Source organism: Teichococcus globiformis (genome assembly GCF_042646265.1).
Lineage (GTDB): Bacteria > Pseudomonadota > Alphaproteobacteria > Acetobacterales > Acetobacteraceae > Pseudoroseomonas > Pseudoroseomonas globiformis.
In genome coordinates, this window is the sequence record NZ_JBHRTN010000004.1 from 502230 (window position 1) to 522127 (window position 19898).

The 19898-nt window shown below is 69.4% G+C and carries 20 protein-coding genes; 8 read left to right on the plus strand and 12 right to left on the minus strand.

The annotated features are described in order from the left end of the window. The first annotated feature begins 5 nt into the window (after positions 1-5). Positions 6-1061: an AI-2E family transporter gene (locus ACFOD4_RS04220; RefSeq protein WP_379594655.1), complete on the plus strand. Its 1056-nt coding sequence runs from the start codon at positions 6-8 to the stop codon at positions 1059-1061. A gap of 42 nt (positions 1062-1103) precedes the next feature. Here ACFOD4_RS04220 and ACFOD4_RS04225 read toward each other — a convergent pair whose 3' ends face one another. The 3 genes from ACFOD4_RS04225 to ACFOD4_RS04235 form a co-directional block, all read right to left on the minus strand. Then, complete coding sequence (locus ACFOD4_RS04225; protein WP_379594657.1) at positions 1104-1808, minus strand: glutathione S-transferase N-terminal domain-containing protein; 705 nt, start codon at positions 1806-1808, stop codon at positions 1104-1106. Between the two features lie 72 nt (positions 1809-1880). Beyond that, positions 1881-2438: a sugar O-acetyltransferase gene (locus ACFOD4_RS04230; RefSeq protein ID WP_456316865.1), complete on the minus strand. Its 558-nt coding sequence runs from the start codon at positions 2436-2438 to the stop codon at positions 1881-1883. A gap of 11 nt (positions 2439-2449) precedes the next feature. Then, positions 2450-3652, minus strand: coding sequence for an energy transducer TonB (locus ACFOD4_RS04235; RefSeq protein ID WP_379594659.1), 1203 nt, complete (start codon positions 3650-3652; stop codon positions 2450-2452). Positions 3653-3815: 163 nt separating this feature from the next. On the opposite strand from ACFOD4_RS04235, the gene ACFOD4_RS04240 reads away from it, so the two are divergent. The 3 genes from ACFOD4_RS04240 (at position 3816) to ACFOD4_RS04250 (ending at position 7071) form a co-directional block, all read left to right on the plus strand. Then, entirely contained in the window at positions 3816-5690 is a 1875-nt protein-coding gene (locus ACFOD4_RS04240) for an ABC-F family ATP-binding cassette domain-containing protein (RefSeq protein WP_379594661.1), read from the plus strand. A 91-nt stretch (positions 5691-5781) separates the two neighbouring features. Beyond that, positions 5782-6570, plus strand: coding sequence for a class I SAM-dependent methyltransferase (locus tag ACFOD4_RS04245; protein ID WP_379594663.1), 789 nt, complete (start codon positions 5782-5784; stop codon positions 6568-6570). A gap of 87 nt (positions 6571-6657) precedes the next feature. Further along, the gene (locus tag ACFOD4_RS04250; RefSeq protein WP_379594665.1) at positions 6658-7071 is read left to right on the plus strand and encodes a DUF4267 domain-containing protein; all 414 of its coding nucleotides are present in this window, start codon (positions 6658-6660) and stop codon (positions 7069-7071) included. A gap of 10 nt (positions 7072-7081) precedes the next feature. Here the strand turns inward: ACFOD4_RS04250 and ACFOD4_RS04255 are convergent, their stop codons facing one another. Both ACFOD4_RS04255 and ACFOD4_RS04260 read right to left on the minus strand, forming a co-directional pair. Beyond that, on the minus strand, positions 7082-7279 hold the full coding sequence (locus ACFOD4_RS04255) for a hypothetical protein (protein ID WP_379594667.1): 198 nt from the start codon (positions 7277-7279) through the stop codon (positions 7082-7084). Between the two features lie 29 nt (positions 7280-7308). Beyond that, entirely contained in the window at positions 7309-8076 is a 768-nt protein-coding gene (locus tag ACFOD4_RS04260; RefSeq protein ID WP_379594670.1) for an SDR family NAD(P)-dependent oxidoreductase, read from the minus strand. A gap of 202 nt (positions 8077-8278) precedes the next feature. Here ACFOD4_RS04260 and bluB point away from each other — a divergent pair, with 202 nt between their 5' ends. After that, entirely contained in the window at positions 8279-8911 is a 633-nt protein-coding gene (gene bluB / locus ACFOD4_RS04265; protein WP_379594672.1) for a 5,6-dimethylbenzimidazole synthase, read from the plus strand. Between the two features lie 180 nt (positions 8912-9091). On the opposite strand, the gene ACFOD4_RS04270 is transcribed toward bluB, so the two are convergent. The 7 genes from ACFOD4_RS04270 to cyoA form a co-directional block, all read right to left on the minus strand. Continuing rightward, a complete protein-coding gene (locus ACFOD4_RS04270) occupies positions 9092-9625 on the minus strand; it encodes a response regulator transcription factor (protein WP_379594674.1) in 534 nt (177 codons plus the stop codon). Then, a complete protein-coding gene (locus ACFOD4_RS04275; RefSeq protein WP_379594676.1) occupies positions 9588-10979 on the minus strand; it encodes an ATP-binding protein in 1392 nt (463 codons plus the stop codon). The genes ACFOD4_RS04270 and ACFOD4_RS04275 overlap by 38 nt, the downstream gene beginning before the upstream one ends. 138 nt (positions 10980-11117) lie before the next feature. Then, complete coding sequence (locus ACFOD4_RS04280; protein WP_379594678.1) at positions 11118-11894, minus strand: SURF1 family protein; 777 nt, start codon at positions 11892-11894, stop codon at positions 11118-11120. 10 nt (positions 11895-11904) lie between these two features. Beyond that, positions 11905-12291: a cytochrome o ubiquinol oxidase subunit IV gene (cyoD, locus tag ACFOD4_RS04285; protein WP_379594680.1), complete on the minus strand. Its 387-nt coding sequence runs from the start codon at positions 12289-12291 to the stop codon at positions 11905-11907. Beyond that, the gene (gene cyoC / locus ACFOD4_RS04290) at positions 12291-12917 is read right to left on the minus strand and encodes a cytochrome o ubiquinol oxidase subunit III (RefSeq protein ID WP_379594682.1); all 627 of its coding nucleotides are present in this window, start codon (positions 12915-12917) and stop codon (positions 12291-12293) included. Before cyoC ends, cyoD begins: the two co-directional genes overlap by 1 nt. Positions 12918-12921: 4 nt before the next feature. After that, the gene (gene cyoB / locus ACFOD4_RS04295) at positions 12922-14928 is read right to left on the minus strand and encodes a cytochrome o ubiquinol oxidase subunit I (RefSeq protein WP_379594683.1); all 2007 of its coding nucleotides are present in this window, start codon (positions 14926-14928) and stop codon (positions 12922-12924) included. Between the two features lie 7 nt (positions 14929-14935). After that, complete coding sequence (cyoA, locus tag ACFOD4_RS04300; RefSeq protein ID WP_379594684.1) at positions 14936-15985, minus strand: ubiquinol oxidase subunit II; 1050 nt, start codon at positions 15983-15985, stop codon at positions 14936-14938. Positions 15986-16203: 218 nt separating this feature from the next. Between cyoA and ACFOD4_RS04305 the strand changes: the two genes are divergently transcribed. From ACFOD4_RS04305 to ACFOD4_RS04315, 3 genes are all read left to right on the plus strand, one after another. Further along, the gene (locus ACFOD4_RS04305) at positions 16204-17550 is read left to right on the plus strand and encodes an MFS transporter (protein WP_379594685.1); all 1347 of its coding nucleotides are present in this window, start codon (positions 16204-16206) and stop codon (positions 17548-17550) included. A gap of 92 nt (positions 17551-17642) precedes the next feature. Next, positions 17643-18638, plus strand: coding sequence for a Bug family tripartite tricarboxylate transporter substrate binding protein (locus tag ACFOD4_RS04310; protein WP_379594686.1), 996 nt, complete (start codon positions 17643-17645; stop codon positions 18636-18638). A gap of 5 nt (positions 18639-18643) precedes the next feature. After that, positions 18644-19801 (plus strand): mandelate racemase/muconate lactonizing enzyme family protein, encoded by a 1158-nt coding sequence (locus tag ACFOD4_RS04315; protein WP_379594687.1) that lies wholly within the window; start codon positions 18644-18646, stop codon positions 19799-19801. Positions 19802-19898 lie beyond the last annotated feature (97 nt).

The following is a 19898-nucleotide window of genomic DNA, read 5'->3' on the forward strand; positions in this document are numbered from 1 at the left end:
ATACCATGACCCGCCGCACCGTCTCCGCCACGGCCTTCGCCGGGCTGCTGCTGCTGCTGCTCTGGCTGGTGCCCGACGTGCCGCTGCTGGTGTTCGCCGCCACGCTGCTGGGCGTGTTCCTGTATGGTGGCAGCGCCCAGATCCGCCGCCTGCTGCCCATCTCCAACGGCCTCGGGGTCGGGCTGTTCGTGCTGCTGCTGCTGCTGCTCACCGCCCTGTTCGTTTTGCTGGCCGCCGACCCCATGGCGGCCCAGTTCAGCGAGCTCTGGCGGCAGGTGCCGATCGCCGCCGGCAACCTGGCCGACCGCATCTCGCAATATTCCTGGGGCCGGCAACTGCTTGACAGCCTGCAGGTGGAGAATTTGCGTCTGCCCTCGGGCGGCGGCTCTTCTGCCTTTTCGGCACTGAACACCACCTTCGGTGCCCTCGCCAACGTGGTTCTGGTGGGCTTCCTCGCCCTGTACTTCGCCATCGATCCGGATCTCTACCGCCGCGGCATCGTGGCGCTGTTCGCCCCCTCGCTGCGCCCCCGCGCCGGCGAACTGGCGCATGAGGCGGCGGTCACGCTGCGCAACTGGCTGGAAGCGCAGATGGTGTCCATGGCCGTGGTCGGGCTGCTCACTGCCCTCGGCCTGTGGCTGGTCGGCGTGCCGCTGGCGCTCGTGCTCGGCGTCATCTCGGCCGTGCTGACCTTTATTCCCACCATCGGCCCGGTGATCGCCGCGGTGCCCGGCGTGCTGCTCGGCATGGCCGGCGGGTTCAACACGGCAGTGGCGGTGATCGGCGTTTACATCGCCGTGCAGTCGGTGGAGAGCTACCTGATCACCCCCTACGTGCAGAAGCAGAAGGTGAACCTGCCGGAAGCCGCCACCATTATCGCACTGGTTGCCTTTGGCCTGCTCTACGGCTTTCTGGGCATGATGCTGGCGACACCGCTGGCGGCGCTGGGTCTGATGCTGATCCGCCGCATCTATGTGGAAGGCTATCTGGACCAAGAACCGGAACAGCGCCTCGCCGTAAGCGCCGCCGTCCCTGAGCCACCCCCCCTCGTCCGGCCGTGAACCGCTGGCGGGGCGGGGGCGCCGCCCCCGCCCGCCGCGCCGTCACGGCCGCTTCGGGATCTCGAGCCCCCGCTGCACCGCCGGCCGCGCCAGCCCGCGCTCCAGCCAAGCCGGCACGCGCTTCAGCTTGTCCCATTCCACCAGCTCGCCGGCACCGTAGAAGCCGTTGATGTTGCGGACCCAGCCCAGGCTGGCGATGTCGGCGATGGAATATTCGTCGCCCATGATCCAGTCCCGTCCCTCGAGCCGCGTTTCAAGCACCCCCAGCAGGCGCTGCGACTCGGCGCGGTAGCGTTCCAGCGGCCGCTTGTCCTCGATCTCCCGCCCGGCGAACTTATGGAAATAGCCGAGCTGCCCGAAGATCGGCCCGATGCCCCCCATCTGGAAGAACACCCACTGGATGGCTTCCATCCTCCGTGCCGCGTCGGCCGGCAGCAGCTTCCCCGTCTTCTCGGCCAGATAAAGCAGGATCGCCCCGGACTCGAACAGTCCCAACGGCTTTCCGCCCGGCCCGTCCGGGTCGATGATCGCCGGGATCTTGCCGTTCGGGTTCAGCGACAGGAACTCCGGCGTCCAGCTTTCATTGGCCCCGATGTTGATCGTGTGTGGCTCGTAGGCCAGCCCGGTCTCCTCCAGCATGATGGAGACCTTCACCCCGTTGGGCGTCGGCAGGGAGTAGAGCTGGATGCGGTCCGGATGCTGCGCCGGCCAGCGGCGGGTGATCGGAAAGGCGGAAAGGTCGGTCATCGCGGAGAAGCTCCGTTCCGGTTGCGTGCCCGCCATATGAGCCCCATTCCCGCCGCCGCCATAGGGGGGCCTTCAGCCGCCCCCTTTGACCCGCGCCGGATTGCCGAAGGCCGTGGCGCCCGGCGGGACGTCCCGCGTCACCACGCTGCCGGCGCCGATCACCGCCCCTTCGCCAATGGTGACGCCGGGCAGGATGATGGCGCCGCCGCCGATCCAGGCATGCCGCCCGATGCGGACGGGGCGGCCGAATTCCAACCCGGATTCGCGCCCTTCCTGGTCGCGCGGGTGGTCGGCGGTCAGGATCTGCACCCCCGGCCCGATCTGTGCCGCCTCGCCGATCTCGACCTCCACCACATCCAAAATGACGCAGTTGAAGTTCAGGAAGCTCCCGGCTCCGAGGCGGATGTTGGAGCCATAGTCGCAGTGGAAGGGCGGGCGGATCACCGCGCCGTCGCCCACCTCGGCGAAGCGCTCCCGCAACAGGGCGCGGCGCTCTGCGGCGGAGGCGGCCAGGGCGGCGTTGTAGCGCGCCATCCATTGCTTGGCCTCGGCCTGCGCCGCCTGGATCTCCGGATCCGCCGGATCGTAGAGCGAGCCGGCCAGCATCTTCTGCATCTCGGTCAGGGCCATGCGGTGCCTCCTCAGCGAAAGATCAGGTTGTAGTAGGTGCGAAAGGTCAGTGTTGTGCTGTCCCCTTCATCCGCCATGTCCGGCGTGAAGGCCGGACCCACCTGGTCGCGGAACAGCGACAGGCTGGCGGAATCCAGCCAGCGCGAGCCGGAGGAGGAGGTGATTCGCACCGCCGAGATCCGGCCGTCCTTCTGCACCGTCACCCGCAGAACCACCAGCCCGTCCTCTCCCGCCTGCGCCGCCTGCGGGGGATAGAAGCCGCGCCGCTGCACCCAGGACTGGAACAGGCTGCCCCAATCCCCGCTCGGCCGCACGCCGGAAACATGGGTGAGCACATTGCTCTCGCCGGGTGCCGAGGAGCGCCGGGGCGCCCGCGACCGCTCCGGAACAGGCCCGAGCGCCATGTCCATCCCGCCGCCCGGCGGCGGCGCCCGGCGCGCTGGCGGCGCCAGGCGCACCGGCGGTCCCTGGCTCAGATCCGTGGTGCCGGGAAAGGGCGTGCCGCGCCGCGCGGGCGGCTGCGGCGCCGGCTCAGGAGGTAGCGGCTCCGGAGGTGGCGGCTCCGGAGGTGGCGGCGGCAGCGCCATCGGGTTCAGCCGCAATGGGGTCGGCGCCGCCAGCCCGGTTTGCTCCAGCGGCTCCGGCTCGGGCAGTTCGGGCGCGGGCGCGGGCGCGGGCGTGATGGCGGGCGGCGGAGGTGCCTCGGCCACGGGAGGCTCCGGCTCGGGCTGCGGGGGAACAGGCTCCGCCACGGGGGGCGGAGGATCGGGGGGCGGCTCGGGCACCGCCTCCGTCGGCGTCTGGGCGGGCGGTGGCGGCGGCGCGGCCTGCACCACGGGGGGCGGCGCCTCCGTCGCGGCCTCGTCGGGCGGCTCGGTGGGCGTCGGCCCCTGCGGCCCCGGCACGCCGGCCGGCGCTTCCTCAGCCGGCGCCTCCGGCTCGGGCGTGCCGCCACCCTGCAGCGTTTCAAACACCACCGGCACCTCGCCCGTCGCCGGCTGCCCCATCTCCCGCGGCTCTGTCCAGCGCAGCAGCGCCAGCAGCAACGCGGCATGCAGCGCCAGCGACACCCAGGCGCCCACCCGCCGCCAGGGCGGACGCGGCGCATCTTCCCGGGGCGGCGTCCGGCGGGAAAGTTCGGGGATCAGGCGCATGCGGGGCGGCAAAGGCGAGGTGGCAAGATGGCGGCGGGCCCCCGGGGCATGACGGTGCATGGCAATGCCACGCGCACGGCGCCACAGGGCCGGAGCGCGGAAACGTCCCCACCAGATAGAGCTTCCATGCCGCCCCGAACAGCCCGGCCGCCCGCCACCTAGCAGCAGCCCCGCGCTCCTGGCGCTTCCCGCCGCCGCCTGCCTCCTTTAAATGCACGGCATCATGACCGTTCTTGCCATCCGCGACCTCACCATCCGCATTGCCGGCCGTCCGCTCCTGGAGAATGCCGGGCTGGTGGTCGATACCGGCCGCAAGGTCGGCCTGGTCGGCCGCAACGGGGCCGGCAAATCCACCCTGCTGCGCGCCATCACCGGCCAGTTGCAGCCCGACGGCGGCGAAATCCGCCTGGCCAGCCGTGCCCGCATGACCCATGTCGCGCAGGAAGCGCCGGGCGGCTCGCAGAACCTGCTGGACACCGTGCTCGCCGCCGACCACGAGCGCGCCGACCTGCTCGCGGCGCTCGATACGGAAACCGATGGCCATGCCCTTGCCGAAATCCACGAGCGCCTGATCGCCATTCGCGCCGACAGCGCCCCGTCCCGCGCCGCGGTGGTGCTGGCGGGGCTGGGCTTCGACGCCGAGGCTCAGGCTCGCCCGGTCGGCGAGTTTTCCGGCGGCTGGCGTATGCGCGTGGCGCTGGCCCAGGCGCTGTTCCTGGAGCCCGACCTTCTGCTGCTGGACGAGCCCACCAACCACCTCGACCTCGAGGCCACCATCTGGCTCGAGGGCTGGCTGTCCCGCTTCTCCGGCGCCGCCATCGTGGTCAGCCACGACCGCGGCCTGCTGGATCGCTGCGTCGATGCCATCGCGCATCTCGACAAGCAGAAGATCACCCTCTACCCCGGCGCCTTCGAGAACTTTGTCCGCGTCCGCTCGGAACGCGCCGCACAGCAGGCGGCGCTGGCCGAAAAGGTTTCCGCCCAGCGCGCCCACATGCAGGCCTTCGTGGACCGCTTCCGCGCCAAGGCTTCCAAGGCCCGCCAGGCACAATCCCGCATCAAGGCTCTGGAAAAGCTGCCCGATGTCGAGACGCTGGTGGAGGACGCCCCCACCCGCTTCGCCTTTCCCGACCCGGGCGAGCTGTCCCCGCCCATCCTGAACCTCGAAGGCGTCACGGTCGGCTATGATGGCCGCCCTATCCTGCGCAGCCTGAACCTGCGCCTGGACCAGGAAGACCGCATCGCGCTCCTCGGCGCCAATGGCAACGGCAAGTCCACCCTGGCCAAGCTGCTGGCCGGCCGGATGGACACCATGGCCGGCGAGGCCCGGCGCGACCGCCGCCTCAAGGTCGGCTATTTCGCCCAGCACCAGTCGGACGAGCTGGACCTCGACGGCACGCCGCTGACCCATATGCAGCAGGCGCTGGGCATGACGGCCACCGAAACGCAGTGCCGCGCCCAGCTTGCCCGCTTCGGACTGGACGTCGAACGTGCGACCACCAGGATCGGCGCGCTGTCCGGCGGCGAGAAGGCGCGCCTGCTGCTCGCCCTCTGCACGCGCGAGGCGCCGCACCTGCTGATCCTCGACGAGCCGACCAACCACCTCGACATCGACGCTCGCGACGCGCTGGTGAAGGCGCTGGCCGGCTTCGGCGGCGCCGTGGTGCTGATCACCCACGATCCGGACATGGTGACGCTGGTGGCCGATCGGCTCCTGCTGGTGGCCGATGGTGGCATCACCCCTTTCGACGGCGACCTCGACGATTACCGCGCCTATCTGGCCGACCGTGCCCGCGCCGCCCGCCAGGCCAATGCCGCGCCCAAGGAAAAGCCGCGCGACGACCGGCGCGAGCGTGCCGAGGCCCGCGCTGCCCTGGCGCCCTTGCGCGAGCGCGTCACCCAGATCGAGGCCGACATCGCCCGCATGACGCGCGAAGCCGAGCTGATCGCCAAGAAGCTCGCCGACCCGGCGACGCATCAACGGTTCAAGCCCGCCGAGATCGCCAAGGTGACGCAGAAGCACGGCTTCCTCACCAAGCAGGTCGCCACGCTGGAAGAGGAATGGCTTTCCTTGCAGGAAAAGCTCGAAGCGGCGTGATTCCGGTCCTGCGGCCGCTCTTCGCCTTGTGATCCCGCCTTCCCATGCGGAGGCGTAGAGCTGGCTACCTTGCGGCGGAGGCAGGCGGTCGATGGCCACGCTCTGGGCTGCTGGCGAGGCCTATGAACCCTATGTCGGGCGTTGGAGCCGGCGCCTGGCAGGGCCGTTCCTGGATTGGCTCGCAGCACCGGCGGGGGGGTTCTGGCTTGATGTGGGCTGCGGCACCGGCGCGCTGACGGCGGGCATCCTGGAGCATTGCACGCCGCGCTCCGTCCTGGGCATCGACCGCTCGCCCGGCTTTCTTGCCTGGGCGCGCCGCGACCTCGCCGATCCACGCGCCACCTTCTGCCTCGCCGATGCCGGTGCCCTGCCTGTCGCCCCCGGCCAGGCGGACGCGCTGGCCTGCGGGCTGGTGCTGAACTTCCTGTCCGATCCCGTCGCCGCGCTGGCCGGAATGCGTTCCGCGCTGCGGCCCGGCGGCCGCGCCGGTGCCTTTGTATGGGATTACGCCGGCGGCATGCAGATGATGCGCCGGTTCTGGGATGCCGCAGCCGAGATCGACCCGGAAGGCGCAGCCGGACGGGACGAGGCGCTGCGCTTCACCCTTTGCCGTCCCGATCCCCTGCGCGAAGCCTTTCGCGAGGCTGGGTTCGGCGGCGTCGCTGTGGAGCCGCTGGAGATCCCGACCCCGTTTCGCGACTTCAAGGATTACTGGTCCCCCTTTCTGGCCGGCGGTGCCCCGGCCCCCGCCTATTGCCGCGCGCTCGAACCTCGGCTGCGGGATGCCCTGCGCGAGCGCCTGCGGGCGACCCTGCCGCGGACCGAGGATGGCCAGATCCCCCTCACTGCCCGGGCCTGGATGGTGTCGGGCACGGCCTGACAGCGCCCGCTCCAGCCATCCGCGCGGGGGCCTGCCGGAACCCCTGCCCCCCTTGCATCGTTGCTGCGGGAACGGAAAGGCCGCGCCATGATCCAGCCTGACAGGAACGATCCGCCACGTGGCCCGCCCGCCTTGCTGGCGCTCGGCCTGGCAGGGGTGTTTCTGCTGATCGGCGCGGTGTTCATCGCCGCTCCGCCACTCGGGGCCACCCTGTTCGGCATTCCTGCCGACAACGATCAGGCGCGAGCCTATCTGCGGGCGCTTGCCCTGCGAGACCTGGCACTGGGGCTGTATCTGGGGGGATTGCTGCGCTTTGGCAGCCGGCGCGGCCTCGGGGTCGTGCTGGTGGCCACCGTGGTCATCCCGCTGGGCGACCTGCTGCTGGTGCTGAGCTGGCAAGGCCCGGTGTCGCCGCTCCACCTGCTGCTGCATGCCGGCAGCGCCGCCGTCACCGGCGGCACCGGAGTATGGCTGCTCTGCGATGGCCCCCCGCCCCGCTGAGGCTAATCCCTCAGAGGGGCTCGCGCCGCCGGAGCATTTCGCGCAGCAGCGTTTCCGCCACCTCGCGAGGCTCACCGCCCTCCAGCTTCACGCTGTCGCGGCTGCCGTCATCCTCGCAGATCACCGTCACCTGCCCCGCCGCCACCTCGTAGCGCGCGGCATGGGTTTCCTGCCCGATCACCGCCTCGATCCGCCCCGATGTCTCCATCTCCGCCTCCCTTTGCGCGGTCTGCCGGTTCAGGCGCCGCCCCAGTTCATGGTCAGCCCGCCATCCATGGTCCAGGTCTGGCCCGTGACGTAGTCGCCGTCCTCCGAGGCCAGAAACAGCGCCAGCCGCGCGATCTCCTCCGGCTGGCCCGGCCTGTGCCAGGGGATTTCCTTCAGCGAAGCTGCGCGCTTCTCCGGGTCTTCCAGCCTTTCCGCGGTCATGGGGGTCTGGATCAGCCCGGGCGCGATGTTGTTGACGTTGATGCGGTCCTCCGCCAGTTCCAGCGCCAGGCTGCGCGCCAATGAACCGAGCCCGGCCTTGGCCATGCCATAGGGCGCGCTCCCCGCCGTCGGCAGGTGCTGCGCCACGGAGGAAATGTTGACGATCCGACCGCCGCCGCCCTGCTGCCGCCGCAACCGGATGAACTCGCGGCAGCAGAAAAGCGGCCCCATCAGGTCGGTGCGCAGCACCAGCTCCAGCTTCTCATCCTCCATGTCCGCCACCGGCATCCCCCCCATGCCCTTGCCGGCATTGTTCACCAGCACATCGACAGGCCCCAGCGCAGCAGCCGCCTCGAACATCCGCCGCACATCGGCCGGCTGCCCGACATCCAGCTGCACCACCACTCCGCGCCGCCCGGCGGCCTCGACACGGCGCCTCGTTTCCTCCGCCCCGTCCTTGTCGGTGTGGTAGCCGATGCACAGATCGGCGCCATTCTCAGCGAACAGCACCGCAATGGCCTGGCCGATGCCGGAATCGGACCCGGTCACGATGGCGACCTTGTTCTGCAGCTTCATGCGAACTCTCCTGTGTTCCTGCATCAACAGGCCAGCACGGCACCAGGACGCGGCACAGCACGCGGAACCGCTCTCACGAAGCCGCGACGGTGCAGCGGCGATCGGCGGCTGCGCGCCGGCACCGGGGCGAAACCCGGGCGCGGCGCCGGCGCTTGCCCTATGGAAGGGTGCCGCCCTGCCCCCATGATCCGAGGCCCCGCGCATGACCATCGCCACCTTCGACGCCGCCTTCCGCGACGGGCTCGCCGCCCTGCTCCATGCCCGGCGCGACGTTCGCCATTTCCGTCCCGACCCGGTGCCGGAGGCGCGGCTGCACGCCCTGCTCAACCTTGCGAACCTCGCCCCCTCCGTGGGACTCAGCCAGCCCTGGCGCTTCGTGCTGGTGGAGGACCCGGCCCGCCGGGCAGCGCTGCGGGAGAACTTCCTCCGGGTCAACGCCACGGCCCTCGCCGGCCAAGGGGAGGAGCGTGCCGGCCTTTACGCTCGCCTCAAGCTGGAAGGCATGGATCAGGCGCCCTGCCAGTTCGCCCTGTTTGCGCTGCCCGACCCCGAACAGGGCCACGGCCTCGGCCGCGGCACCATGCCCGAAACCACCGCCTATTCGGCGGTGATGGCGCTGCACACCATCTGGCTGGCGGCCCGCGCCGAGGGGCTGGGCCTTGGCTGGGTGTCGATCCTCGAACCCGAGGCCGCGCGGGTCGCGCTGGACGTGCCGGCGGAATGGCGCTTCATCGGCTATTTCTGCCTCGGCTACCCGGAAGCCTGGCATGACACGCCCGAGCTGCAGCGTGAGGGCTGGGAACATCGCCGACCTGCAACTTTGCTGCATCGCTGAGCCCAGTTCTGCGTTGAGCCCGGGTGGGACCGGCCGATCGGCGGCCGGGCATGGATAGGGGATTCACAATGCCACTGCTTCTCTGGCTACTCGGCGTTCCGGGCATCATCGTTATTCTGCTCTGGATCACCGGCATCATCGGCTTCTGATCCCCCCTGCCGGCCCTCCCCTGGGCCGGCCTCAATCCACCTGCCGCTTGCCCAGCTTCCGGGCCAGGGTGCGGCGGTGGAGCCCCAGCCGCCTGGCTGATTCCGAGACGTTGAACCCGGTCTCGGCCAGCGTCTGGTGGATGCGCTCCCATTCCAGCGTCTTGATCGACGTCGGCCGTCCGCTCAGCGGTGTCTCGGCATCCCCCTCCACCTTTCCGAAGGCGGCCTCGATGTCATCCGTGTTGGATGGCTTGGCGAGGTAGTGGCAGGCCCCGAGCTTGATGGCCTCCACCGCCGTGGCGATGGAAGCAAAGCCCGTCAGCACCACGATCTGCATGGCCGGGTCATGCGCGTGCAGCGCGGCGACGCAGGCCAGGCCGGAGGCCCCCTCCAGCTTCAGGTCCACCACCGCGTAGCCGGGCGAGAAATCCGGCAGCAGCGCCTCCACCTCCTCCAGCCGCCGGGCCGTCCGCACCATGTAGCCGCGCCGCTCGAAGGAGCGCGCCAGGGTGCGTGACAGGCTCGCATCATCCTCGACGATCAACAGGCTTCTTGGCGCGTCCATGATCCTTCTCCCGTTCGATGATGAGGGCCGGCAGCGGCAGCGACAAGGTGACGGAGGCGCCACCCTCCGGCCGGTTGCGGGCGCTGACCGCGCCGCCCAGCTTGCGCGCCACGTTCGCCACCAGGAACAGGCCGAGCCCACGCGGCCGCGTGCCCCCCGCGCTGCCTTTGGTGGAGCTGTAGGGCGTGCCCAGCCGCTCCAGCATGGCCGGGGCGAAGCCGGGGCCGTCATCGCTCACCGTCAGCAGCAGCGCTTCGCCCTCCCGCGCGGCGGAAAGCAGGATGTCGCCCGCCCCTGCCTCGCCGGCATTGTTCACCAGATTGGCCAGCACCTGCTTCAGCACCGGATCGGCGGCGATCGGCACATCGGGCCCGAAGGCGGCATCGTAGCGCAGCGCCCTCCCGGTCCCTTGCCCGTTCCATTCCTCGACGAAGCCGCGCAGGAAGGCGCCGAGCGTGGTCGCCGCCGCCCCTTCGCCGCGCGCTTCCCCGGCCGAGACCAGGATGCCGCTGATGATCTCCTTGCAGCGCGCCACCTCGCCCTGCATCTCCGTCACGTCCTGCGCCATCTCGGCATCGGCGCGCACCTGCGGCAGCCGTCGCCAGTCGCCCAGGATGACGGACAGTGTGGCCAGCGGCGTGCCCAGCTCATGCGCGGCGCCCGAGGCCAGCAGCCCCATGCGCACGATGTGCTCCTCTTCCAGGGCGCGCCGGCGGAGCTCCGCCAGATGCAGGTCGCGATCGCGGAGATTGCCGCTCATGCGCGTAACAAAGGCCACCAGCAGCGCCGCCACCAGCACAAAGCAGATCAGGAACCCCGCCAGGTAGAGCTGGAACGGATCGGCGGCCAGTCGCGGCGGCAGCGCCAGCGGCCGGCCCGCAGCGCCCAGCCCCAGCACGCAGACCACGCTGACTGCCGCCACGGTCCAGGCCCAGCCCACCGGCAGCAGCACGGCGGCCAATGTCACCTGCAACAGGAACAGCCCGACAAAGGGGTTCGTCACCCCGCCGGAGAAGAACAGCAGCGCCGCCAGCGCCAGCACATCCAGCAGCAGCAGCAGCATCAGCTCCCAGGCATGCACCGGCACCGGCAGCCGCAGGCGCAGCAGGCTCGCCAGGTTGACCGCCACCAGCCCGAGCACCACGGCCGCCATGGCATGCAGCGGCAACCGCACGCCAAGGCCGATCTCAACGATCCCGATGGTGAGCACCTGCCCCAGCGTCGCCAGCATCCGCAGCTGAGCCAGCTGCAGCAGGTTCTGCCGGTTGGCGGGATCGCGGCCGGCGCCGGCGCCCGAAGGGCCGGCCGCATCCTCCTCCGGCCATCTCCTGTCGCCCCCGTTCCGCCCGGTCATGCAGCCTCGGTTCCTTTCCGGCCTCGCCTGCGCCCGGCCCCGCCACGCCCACGGACCGGGCAGTGTCCTCGGTCAGTTTCAGCCGGCAGCACCACGCTGGCAAATCGTGGCCCGCCCGCCGGGCCGGCACGCCCTGCTTCAGCGCGGTGCCTCGCCCCTCCGCCGCGTCCGCCGCAGCCGCCACTCGTGCCGCGCCACGATGGCGATCCCGCCAGCGACCATCAGCGCCAGCCCGTACCAGGTCAGCGCATAGACAAGGTGGGTGTTGCGGAACTGGATCACCGTCATGCCCGCCACCGGCGGCGCGGGCAGCCCCGCCTCCAGGCCCAGATCCATGAAGTAGGGCGCCACCGGCCCTGACAGCCCGCGCGCCGCCGCCATGGCGCCGATGTCGCGCGAATACCAGCGTCCGGCGGCCGGATCGTTGGCGCGGAGGAAGCCGCCTCCCGGTTCATCCATGCGCAGCAGACCGCTGATCCGGACCTCGCCTTCCGGAGCCGGCTGCGCAGTGCCCGTGGCATCGCCGCGCTGGCCGCCCGCGAAGCCGCGGTTGACCAGCAGGGTAAAGCCATCGGCCGTGCGGAAAGGACTCATGATCCAGAAGCCGGCGCCGCGGTCGGTGGTGGCGGCGACGGAGGTGTCCTGCCCCGGCAGGAAGCGCCCGGTGGCGGCGATGCGGCGGTATTCCGCCGTGGCGGCAGTGATCTCCGGCCATTCGCCGGGACCGGGGGCGCGAACAGGCGCCGCATGCACCCGGCTTTCCACCCGGTCGATCAGCTCAAGCTTCCAGGCCCGCCGCTCGACCTGCCAGTTGCCCAGCGCCACCAGTCCCGCCAGGAGCAGCAGCGCCAGGCCTCCCAACAGGCCGAGCAACACCGGGGACCGGGATCGCTCAGGCCTGTCGGCGATGATCAAGGCCCTGCCCTCAGGGTGCTGTCATGTTGCCGGGCATCGGCATCATGTTCGCGTTCATGTTGTGCATGACCCAGAGAGAACCGGCCATGACGATCACCAGGATAATGACCGTGAAGATCAGCGCCAGGATGGTCCAGCCACCCTCGGCACGCGAGTTCATGTGCAGGAAGTAGACCATGTGCACCACGATCTGCACCACGGCGAAGGCCAGAACCAGCCCGGCCGTCGCTGTCTTGCTGCCGAGCACGTCGCCCATCACCAGCCAGAACGGGATGGCCGTCAGCAACGCCGCCAGCAGGAACCCGGTGACGTAGTCCCTCAGCGTGCCATGCATTCCACCGTCGTCATGGTGGTCGTCATGACCGTGCGCGGCATGCGTATGCGGATCGCTGGCCATCACAGCACTCCCAACAGGTAGACATAGGAAAACACGCCGATCCAGATCACGTCGAGGAAGTGCCAGAACAGGCTGAGGCACATCAGCCGGCGCCGGTTCTCGATCCCGAGGCCGCGCTGCGCGACCTGGATCATCAGCACCACCAGCCAGATGATGCCGAAGGTCACGTGCAGCCCGTGCGTGCCCACCAGCGCCCAGAAGGCAGACAGGAACGCGCTGCGCCACGGCCCCGCATTCTCGTGCAGCAGATGCGAGAACTCGTAGAGCTCGATGCCCAGAAAGGCGGCGCCGAACAGCCCGGTGACGCCCAGCCAGAAGATCACCGCCCATTTCCGCCCCTTCTGCATCGACAGCATGGCGAAGCCATAGGTGATCGAGGAGAAAAGCAGCATGGTGGTGTTGAGCGCCACGAGGCCGAGGTCGAACAGCTCGGCCCCGGTCGGGCCGCCGGCATAGGCCCGGCCCAACACCCCATAGGTCGCGAACAGCGCCGCGAAGATGAGGCAGTCGCTCATCAGGTAGATCCAGAAGCCCAGCATGGTGCCGCCGTCACCATGCCCGTGGTCTTCCTTCACGTAGAAGGTGACCGGCCCATCGGCCGTCGCTGTGTGGGGATTCGCGGACATGTCCTTACTCTCCGGCCAGCAGCGCCGTGCGGCCCTGCTCGGTGCGGGTCACCTCCTCCGCCGGAATGTAGTAGTCCCGGTTGTAGTTGAAGGTGTGGATGATGGAGGCCAGCACCACCGCCGCGAAGGAGGCGATGGCGAGCCACCAGATGTGCCAGATCAGCGCGAAGCCGAGCACGGTGGAGAGCGCGGACAGGATCACCCCGGCGCCCGTGTTCTTCGGCATGTGGATCGGCACGAAGCCATCCAGCGGCCGCACATAGCCACGGTTCTTCATGTCAAACCAAGCGTCATGGTCGTACACCACCGGCGAGAAGGCGAAGTTGTAGGCCGGCGGCGGCGAGGAGGTGGACCATTCCAGCGTGCGGCCGCCCCAGGGGTCGCCGGTCACGTCGCGGGTCTGGTCGCGCTTCATCCAGCCCACCACGAACTGCATGATGAAGCAGGCGATGCCCGCCGCGATCAGCAGCGCGCCAAAGCCCGCGATCACGAACCAGATCTGCAGGGACGGGTCCTCGAACTTGGACATGCGGCGCGTCACGCCCATCAGGCCCAGCACGTAGAGTGGCGTGAACGCGACCCAGAAGCCCACCAGCCAGAACCAGAAGGACAGCTTGCCCCAGAAGGCGTCCAGCTGCCAGCCGAAGGCCTTGGGAAACCAGTAGACGATGCCGGCGAACATGCCGAACACCACGCCGCCGATGATCACGTTGTGGAAGTGGGCGATCAGGAACAGCGAGTTGTGGAACTGGAAGTCGGCGGGGGGCACGGCGAGCATCACGCCGGTCATGCCGCCGATCACGAAGGTGACCATGAAGCCGAGCGTCCACAGCATCGGCACCTCGTAGGTGATGCGGCCGCGGAACATGGTGAACAGCCAGTTGAAGATCTTCGCGCCGGTCGGGATCGAGATGACCATGGTCGTGATGCCGAAGAAGGCGTTCACGCTGGCGCCCGAGCCCATGGTGAAGAAATGGTGCAGCCAGACCAGGTAGGACAGGATGCAGATGACGACCGAGGCATAGACCATGGAGGTGTAGCCGAACAGCCGCTTGCGCGAGAAGGTCGCCACCACCTCGGAGAACACGCCGAAGGCCGGCAGGATCAGGATGTAGACCTCCGGGTGGCCCCAGATCCAGATCAGGTTCACGTACATCATGACGTTGCCGCCAAGGTCGTTCGTGAAGAAGTTGAAGCCGGCATACCGGTCGAGCGACAGCAGCACCAGCGTCGCCGTGAGGATCGGGAAGGAGGCGACGATCAGCACGTTGGTGACCAGCGAGGTCCAGGTGAAGATCGGCATCTTCATCAGGCTCATGCCGGGCGCGCGCATCTTCACGATGGTGGCGATCAGGTTGATGCCCGAAAGCGTTGTGCCCACGCCCGCGATCTGCAGCGACCATATGTAGTAGTCGACGCCCACCGAGGGCGAGTTTTCGATCCCCGACAGCGGCGGAAAGGCAAGCCATCCGGTGGCGGCGAACTCGCCGAAGAACAGCGACACCATGGTGAGCACGGCGCCCGCCGTGGTCATCCAGAAGGAGAAGTTGTTCAGGAAGGGGAAGGACACGTCGCGCGCGCCGATCTGCAGCGGCACCACGAAGTTCATCAGCCCCGTGACCAGCGGCATGGCCACGAAGAAGATCATGATCACGCCGTGCGCGGTGAAGATCTGGTCGTAGTGGTGCGGCGGCAGGTAGCCGTCGGACCCGCCGAAGGCGATGGCCTGCTGCAGGCGCATCATCAGCGCGTCGGCGAAGCCGCGCAGCAGCATGATGATGGCGAGGATGATGTACATGATCCCGATCTTCTTGTGGTCCACCGTGGTGAACCATTCCGACCAGAGATAGCCCCAGAGCTTGTACTTCTGCAGCAGCCAGACCACCGCCGCCGCCCCGGCGACAACACCCAGAAAGGTGATCGCCAGGATCGGCTCATGGGTCGGCGCGAAGGAGTCGAGGGTCAGCTTCCCGAAAACCGGGCTCCAGCTGCTCTCCGTTGCGGGTGTCATGGCAATCTTACTCCGTGGTGCCGGAGGAGGTGGGGGGAGAACCCGGCGCATGGCCGCCATGGCCGCCATGGCCATCGGCCGGGGTGGCCGCGGGGGCGGATGATTCGGACGAGGATGGCTGCCGGTTCGGCGCGGCCGGGCCGCCATGCCCGCCGGCGCCATGCATCATCTCGCTCATGCAGGTGGTGCCCGGACGGACGCAACGCTCCACGATGGCGCGGAACAACCCGTCCTCGAAGCCGCCGAAGTACCGCACGGGGTCGGCGACGCTCGGCTTGGCCAGCTCGATGTAGCGGGCGCGATCCAGGGTGCCGCCGCCTTCGGCCCGCACGCGTTCCACCCAGGCTGTGAAGTCGGTCTGGTTCATGCCGTGGAACTTGAAGTGCATGTCCGAGAAGCCGGCGCCGCTGTAATGGCCCGACCGACCCTCGAACACGCCGGCCCGGTTGATCACCGCGTGCAGCTTCGTTTCCATGCCGGGCATGGAATAGATCATGCCCGCCAGGGTCGGCACCCAGAGGGTGTTCATGTTGTTCTCGGAGCTGATGCGGAAGTTGATCGGCACGTCCACCGGTGCCACCAGCTCGTTAACCGTCGCGATGCCCTGCTGCGGGTAGATGAACAGCCACTTCCAGTCGAGCGAGACAACCTCGACCTCCAGCGGCAGCACCCCGTCCTCGACCGGGCGCGCCGCGTCGATCCGGCCCAGCGGCCGGTAGGGGTCGAGCACATGCGTCCCCACCCAGGTGATGCCGCCCAGCGCGATGATGATGGCCAGCGGCGCCGCCCAGATGATCACCTCGAGGCCGGTCGAATGCGACCATTCCGGCGCATAGGTGGCCCGCTTGTTGGAGGCGCGGTAGCGCCAGGCGAAGAACAGCGTCAGCAGGATCACCGGCACGATGATGATCAACATCAGCAGCGTGGACGCGATGATCAGGTCGCTCTGCTGCGCCGCCACGTCGCCGGCCGGATAAAGAACGGTCAGGCTCTCGCAACCCGGGAGCAGCAGCAGGGCCGCCATCAGGGCCAGAGGTCGATAACGTTTCCAAAACATGTCGATCGGTCACCGCTGGGCTAAATCGCGCGCCCTATAGCGCGGATGGAACCAAACCGGGGAGAGGACAATTTGTCCTATCGCCACCATGCCCACTGGCGTGGGAGGGGCGCCTCCTGGCACAATTCCGCAGCGGCCCCGCCGCCCTGTGGATGCCGCCCCGGGGGCCGCACCCCAGGGCCGCGCCGGGCGCATACTGGGCTGCAGGAGATCGAGACTTGGCCATCAGCACCAACCCATCAGCACCGCTCCCGACATCCTCGGGGCTCGAACAGGATGCCCGGCGGGAGCACCACACCGGCCATGACCAGGCCTCGCTCGGCGAGATCGCCATCGGCGTCGTGATCGGCCGCACCTCAGAATTCTTTGACTTCTTCGTCTATGCCATCGCCGCCGTGCTGGTGTTTCCGTCCTTCCTGTTTCCAAATACCGACCCGCTGACCGGCACGCTCTACTCCTTTGTCATCTTCGCCCTGGCCTTTGTGGCCCGGCCGCTGGGCTCGCTTTTCTTCATGGAGGTCGACCGCCGGCACGGTCGCGGCACCAAGCTCACCATCGCCCTGTTCCTGCTCGGCGGCTCCACCGCGGCCATTGCCTTTCTGCCCAGCCCCCTCTCCATCGGCGGCTACGCGGTGGCGCTGCTCTGCCTGGCCCGCGCTGCGCAGGGCTTCGCCCTCGGCGGCGCCTGGGACGGCCTCTCGTCCCTGCTAGCGCTGAACGCCCCGCAGAAGCGCCGCGGCTTCTGGGCCATGATCCCGCAGCTTGGCGCCCCCTTCGGCTTTCTGCTGGCGGCCAGCCTGTTCGCCTACCTGACCTCCAGCATGTCGCAGCAGGATTTCCAGGAATGGGGCTGGCGCTACCCGTTCTTCGTGGCCTTCGCCATCAACGTGGTGGCGCTGTTCGCCCGGCTGCGCCTGGTCGCCACGCACGAATTTTCCTCCATGCTGCAGAAACAGGAGCTGCAGCCGGTTCCTGTTCAGGAAGTGGTGGAGCGCAACGGCTCCAACATCCTGGTCGGCGCCTTTGTTCCCCTGGCCTGCTACGCCCTGTTCCACCTGGTCACGGTGTTTCCCCTGGCCTGGACGGCGCTGCGCCCCGGCACCGACATCTCCGGCTTCCTCCAGGTGCAGATGGCCGGCGCCGGCGTGATGTTCGTGATGGTGGTGCTGTCGGGCTGGATCGCCGACATCACCGGCCGCCGCACCCTGCTCGGCGTGGGCGCCGCGCTGATCGGCCTGTTCAGCTTCGTCGCCCCCTTCACCCTGCGCGGCCCCGATGCCACCGGCTACGGCTTCGTGCTGGTGGGCTTTGCCCTGCTCGGCCTTTCCTTTGGCCAGGCCAGTGGCGCCGTTGCCTCTGGCCTGCCCCGCCGCTACCGCTACACCGGCTCGGCCATGATCTCCGATCTCGGCTGGCTGATCGGCGCCGGCTTCGCACCGCTGGTGGTGCTGGGCCTGTCCAACCTGATCGGCGTCGTTTCCGTGGGCGGCTACCTGCTGTCGGGCGTGGTATGCACCCTGCTGGCGCTGCGCCTCAACCGTCAGCTGGAAATGCGGGACCACTGATCCCCGCCTGAAGCAAGGGGGAACACCCCCCTTGCACCCGGCGGCGGCCCGGTCCCATCCTCGGGGCCAAAACAAAGCCCGAGGAAGCTGCCATGCCCCGCCGCCGCGCCCTGCTGCGCCTAGGCATCGTCCTGCCCCTGGCGGGACCGGCCCTTTTGCCCATCATGGCGCGGGCCGCTGGTCCGGCCGTCAACTGGCCCACCCGCCCTGTCCGCCTGATCCTTCCCGACGCTCCCGGCAGCGGCAACGACACCACCGCTCGGCTGATCGCGCCCTCCCTGGAGTCCGCGCTCGGGCAGCCCTTCGTGGTGGAGAACCGCGGCGGCGCCGGCGGTCGCATCGGCGTCGAGGCCGCCTTCAACGCGCCCGCCGACGGCTATTCCTTTCTCCTAGGCAATGCCGGCTCGAACGGCATCAACGCGGCGATCTACCCCGACCTGCCCTATGACCTCGCCACCGCCTTCGAGCCGGTGGCGCTGCTGGTGCAGGGCCCCAACGTTCTGGTGGCGAACACCACGGCGCTGCCCGTATCCGACCTTCCGGGCCTGATCGCCGCGCTCCGGACCCGGCCGGGCGCGCTCGACTACGCTTCGGGGGGCATTGGCTCCTCGGCGCACATGTCCATGGAGCTGTTCAAGGCACAGGCCGGCGTGGACGTGGTGCACGTTCCCTACCGGGGCACGCCGGCCATGGCGCAGTCGGTCATCGCGGGCGAAACGGCGCTGATGTTCGCCAACCTGGTCAACGTCATGCCCTATATCGAGCGCGGCGAGCTGAAGCCACTTGCTGTTACCGCCCGCGCGCCCTGGCCCGGCTTGCCCGGCGTGCCCACCGTGGCCGAAACCTTGCCCGGCTTCGAGACGCTTGCCTGGAACGGCATCCTGGCTCCGCGCGGCACCCCCGCGCCCATCCGGGCCCGCCTGCACGAGGCCCTCCTGACGCTGCGCAACCCCGAGATGGAGCGGCGCATGCGCGGCATGGGCGGCGAGCTGGTGGTCTCCACCCCCGAGGCCTTCCAGGCCCGGATCGCGGCCGACATCGCACAATGGAAGCAGCTGGCCGCCCGTACCGGCATCCGCGCGGAGTGAACGGCATGCGCATCACCGACATCGCCTTCCACGGCATCGGCGTCACGCCCAAGACCAACTGGTGCTTCCTCACCGTGTCCACCGATACCGGCCTCACCGGCCTCGGCGAATGCACCCTGGCCAACCAGGAGGCCGGCCTCGCCGCCGAGGCTGCCCGCCTCGCTGCCCTCCACACCGGCGCGGACCCGCTCGCCCGCAACCGGCTCTGCCAGCTCCTGCCTCACGCCCCGGGTGGCCTGGTGGCGCAAACGGTGCTCAGCGCCTTCGAGCAGGCGTTGTGGGACATCGCCGCGCAACAGGCGGGCCAGCCCATCCACGCGCTGCTCGGCGGCGCGCTGCGCGACCCCATCCCGCTCTATGCGAACATCAACCGCGGCGCCTCGCCCCGCACGCCGGAAGGCTTCGCCGCCGCCGCCGGCCGCGCCCTGGCCCAGGGCTTCACCGCCCTGAAGCTGGCGCCTTTCGAACCGATGGTCTGGCAGGATGCCGGCACCGACCCGGCCGCCCAGCGCGCCGCCTATGCCGGCGGGCTGGCCCGCATCGCCGCCGTGCGCGAAGCCGCCCCGGACGCCCTGCTGATGGTGGACGCCCATTGGCGCTTTTCACCCGGTGGCGCGGCCGGGCTGATCCGCGACCTCGAACCCTTCAACCTGTTCTGGCTGGAATGCCCGGTGGCCGAGACCAACCACCCCGCCATCCGCCGCCTGCGCCACATGTGCAACGATCGCGGCATGCGCCTGGCCGGTGCCGAAACCCTGTCCGGCCTCGCCGCCTACCGTCCGCTGGTCGAGGCCGGCTGCTACGACGTGCTGATGCCTGACCTGAAGCACGCCGGCGGACATGAGGAGATCCGCCGCATTGCCGCCCTGGCCCTGACGGCGGGAACGGAGATCGCCCCGCACAACCCCACCGGGCCCGTCTGCCACGCCCATTCCCTGCACCTCTGCGCCACCCTGCCCAACCTCCTGCATCTGGAGGTACAGTTCGGCGAAACGGAACGCTTCTTCAGCCTGATGCAAGGGGGAGACCTGCTCGCCTTCGGCCCCGGCGCCGCGGCGCTGCCTCAGGCGCCGGGGCTGGGCCTGTCGCTCGATCCGGCAGCGGCGCGCAACAGCCCCTGGGCCCCGATGCCGGTCCCCTGGCTCGACCCGCGCCTCGGCTAGAGCATCTCCTTCCTGCACGGCATGAACCCGTCCCCCGAAGCGCTCGCGGCGGGCGCAGGCGGCGGCTCCGCTTCATTTCAGCGGGCAGAAAGGATGA

Coding starts and splice junctions, on each gene's coding strand:
- ACFOD4_RS04220 (WP_379594655.1), top strand. CDS start 6: ATGACCCGCCGCACCGTCTCCGCCACGGCCTTCGCCGGGCTGCTGCTG.
- ACFOD4_RS04225 (WP_379594657.1), bottom strand. CDS start 1,808: ATGACCGACCTTTCCGCCTTTCCGATCACCCGCCGCTGGCCGGCGCAG.
- ACFOD4_RS04230 (WP_456316865.1), bottom strand. CDS start 2,438: ATGGCCCTGACCGAGATGCAGAAGATGCTGGCCGGCTCGCTCTACGAT.
- ACFOD4_RS04235 (WP_379594659.1), bottom strand. CDS start 3,652: ATGCACCGTCATGCCCCGGGGGCCCGCCGCCATCTTGCCACCTCGCCT.
- ACFOD4_RS04240 (WP_379594661.1), top strand. CDS start 3,816: ATGACCGTTCTTGCCATCCGCGACCTCACCATCCGCATTGCCGGCCGT.
- ACFOD4_RS04245 (WP_379594663.1), top strand. CDS start 5,782: ATGGCCACGCTCTGGGCTGCTGGCGAGGCCTATGAACCCTATGTCGGG.
- ACFOD4_RS04250 (WP_379594665.1), top strand. CDS start 6,658: ATGATCCAGCCTGACAGGAACGATCCGCCACGTGGCCCGCCCGCCTTG.
- ACFOD4_RS04255 (WP_379594667.1), bottom strand. CDS start 7,279: ATGGAGACATCGGGGCGGATCGAGGCGGTGATCGGGCAGGAAACCCAT.
- ACFOD4_RS04260 (WP_379594670.1), bottom strand. CDS start 8,076: ATGAAGCTGCAGAACAAGGTCGCCATCGTGACCGGGTCCGATTCCGGC.
- bluB (WP_379594672.1), top strand. CDS start 8,279: ATGACCATCGCCACCTTCGACGCCGCCTTCCGCGACGGGCTCGCCGCC.
- ACFOD4_RS04270 (WP_379594674.1), bottom strand. CDS start 9,625: ATGGACGCGCCAAGAAGCCTGTTGATCGTCGAGGATGATGCGAGCCTG.
- ACFOD4_RS04275 (WP_379594676.1), bottom strand. CDS start 10,979: ATGACCGGGCGGAACGGGGGCGACAGGAGATGGCCGGAGGAGGATGCG.
- cyoD (WP_379594680.1), bottom strand. CDS start 12,291: ATGGCCAGCGATCCGCATACGCATGCCGCGCACGGTCATGACGACCAC.
- cyoC (WP_379594682.1), bottom strand. CDS start 12,917: ATGTCCGCGAATCCCCACACAGCGACGGCCGATGGGCCGGTCACCTTC.
- cyoB (WP_379594683.1), bottom strand. CDS start 14,928: ATGACACCCGCAACGGAGAGCAGCTGGAGCCCGGTTTTCGGGAAGCTG.
- cyoA (WP_379594684.1), bottom strand. CDS start 15,985: ATGTTTTGGAAACGTTATCGACCTCTGGCCCTGATGGCGGCCCTGCTG.
- ACFOD4_RS04310 (WP_379594686.1), top strand. CDS start 17,643: ATGCCCCGCCGCCGCGCCCTGCTGCGCCTAGGCATCGTCCTGCCCCTG.
- ACFOD4_RS04315 (WP_379594687.1), top strand. CDS start 18,644: ATGCGCATCACCGACATCGCCTTCCACGGCATCGGCGTCACGCCCAAG.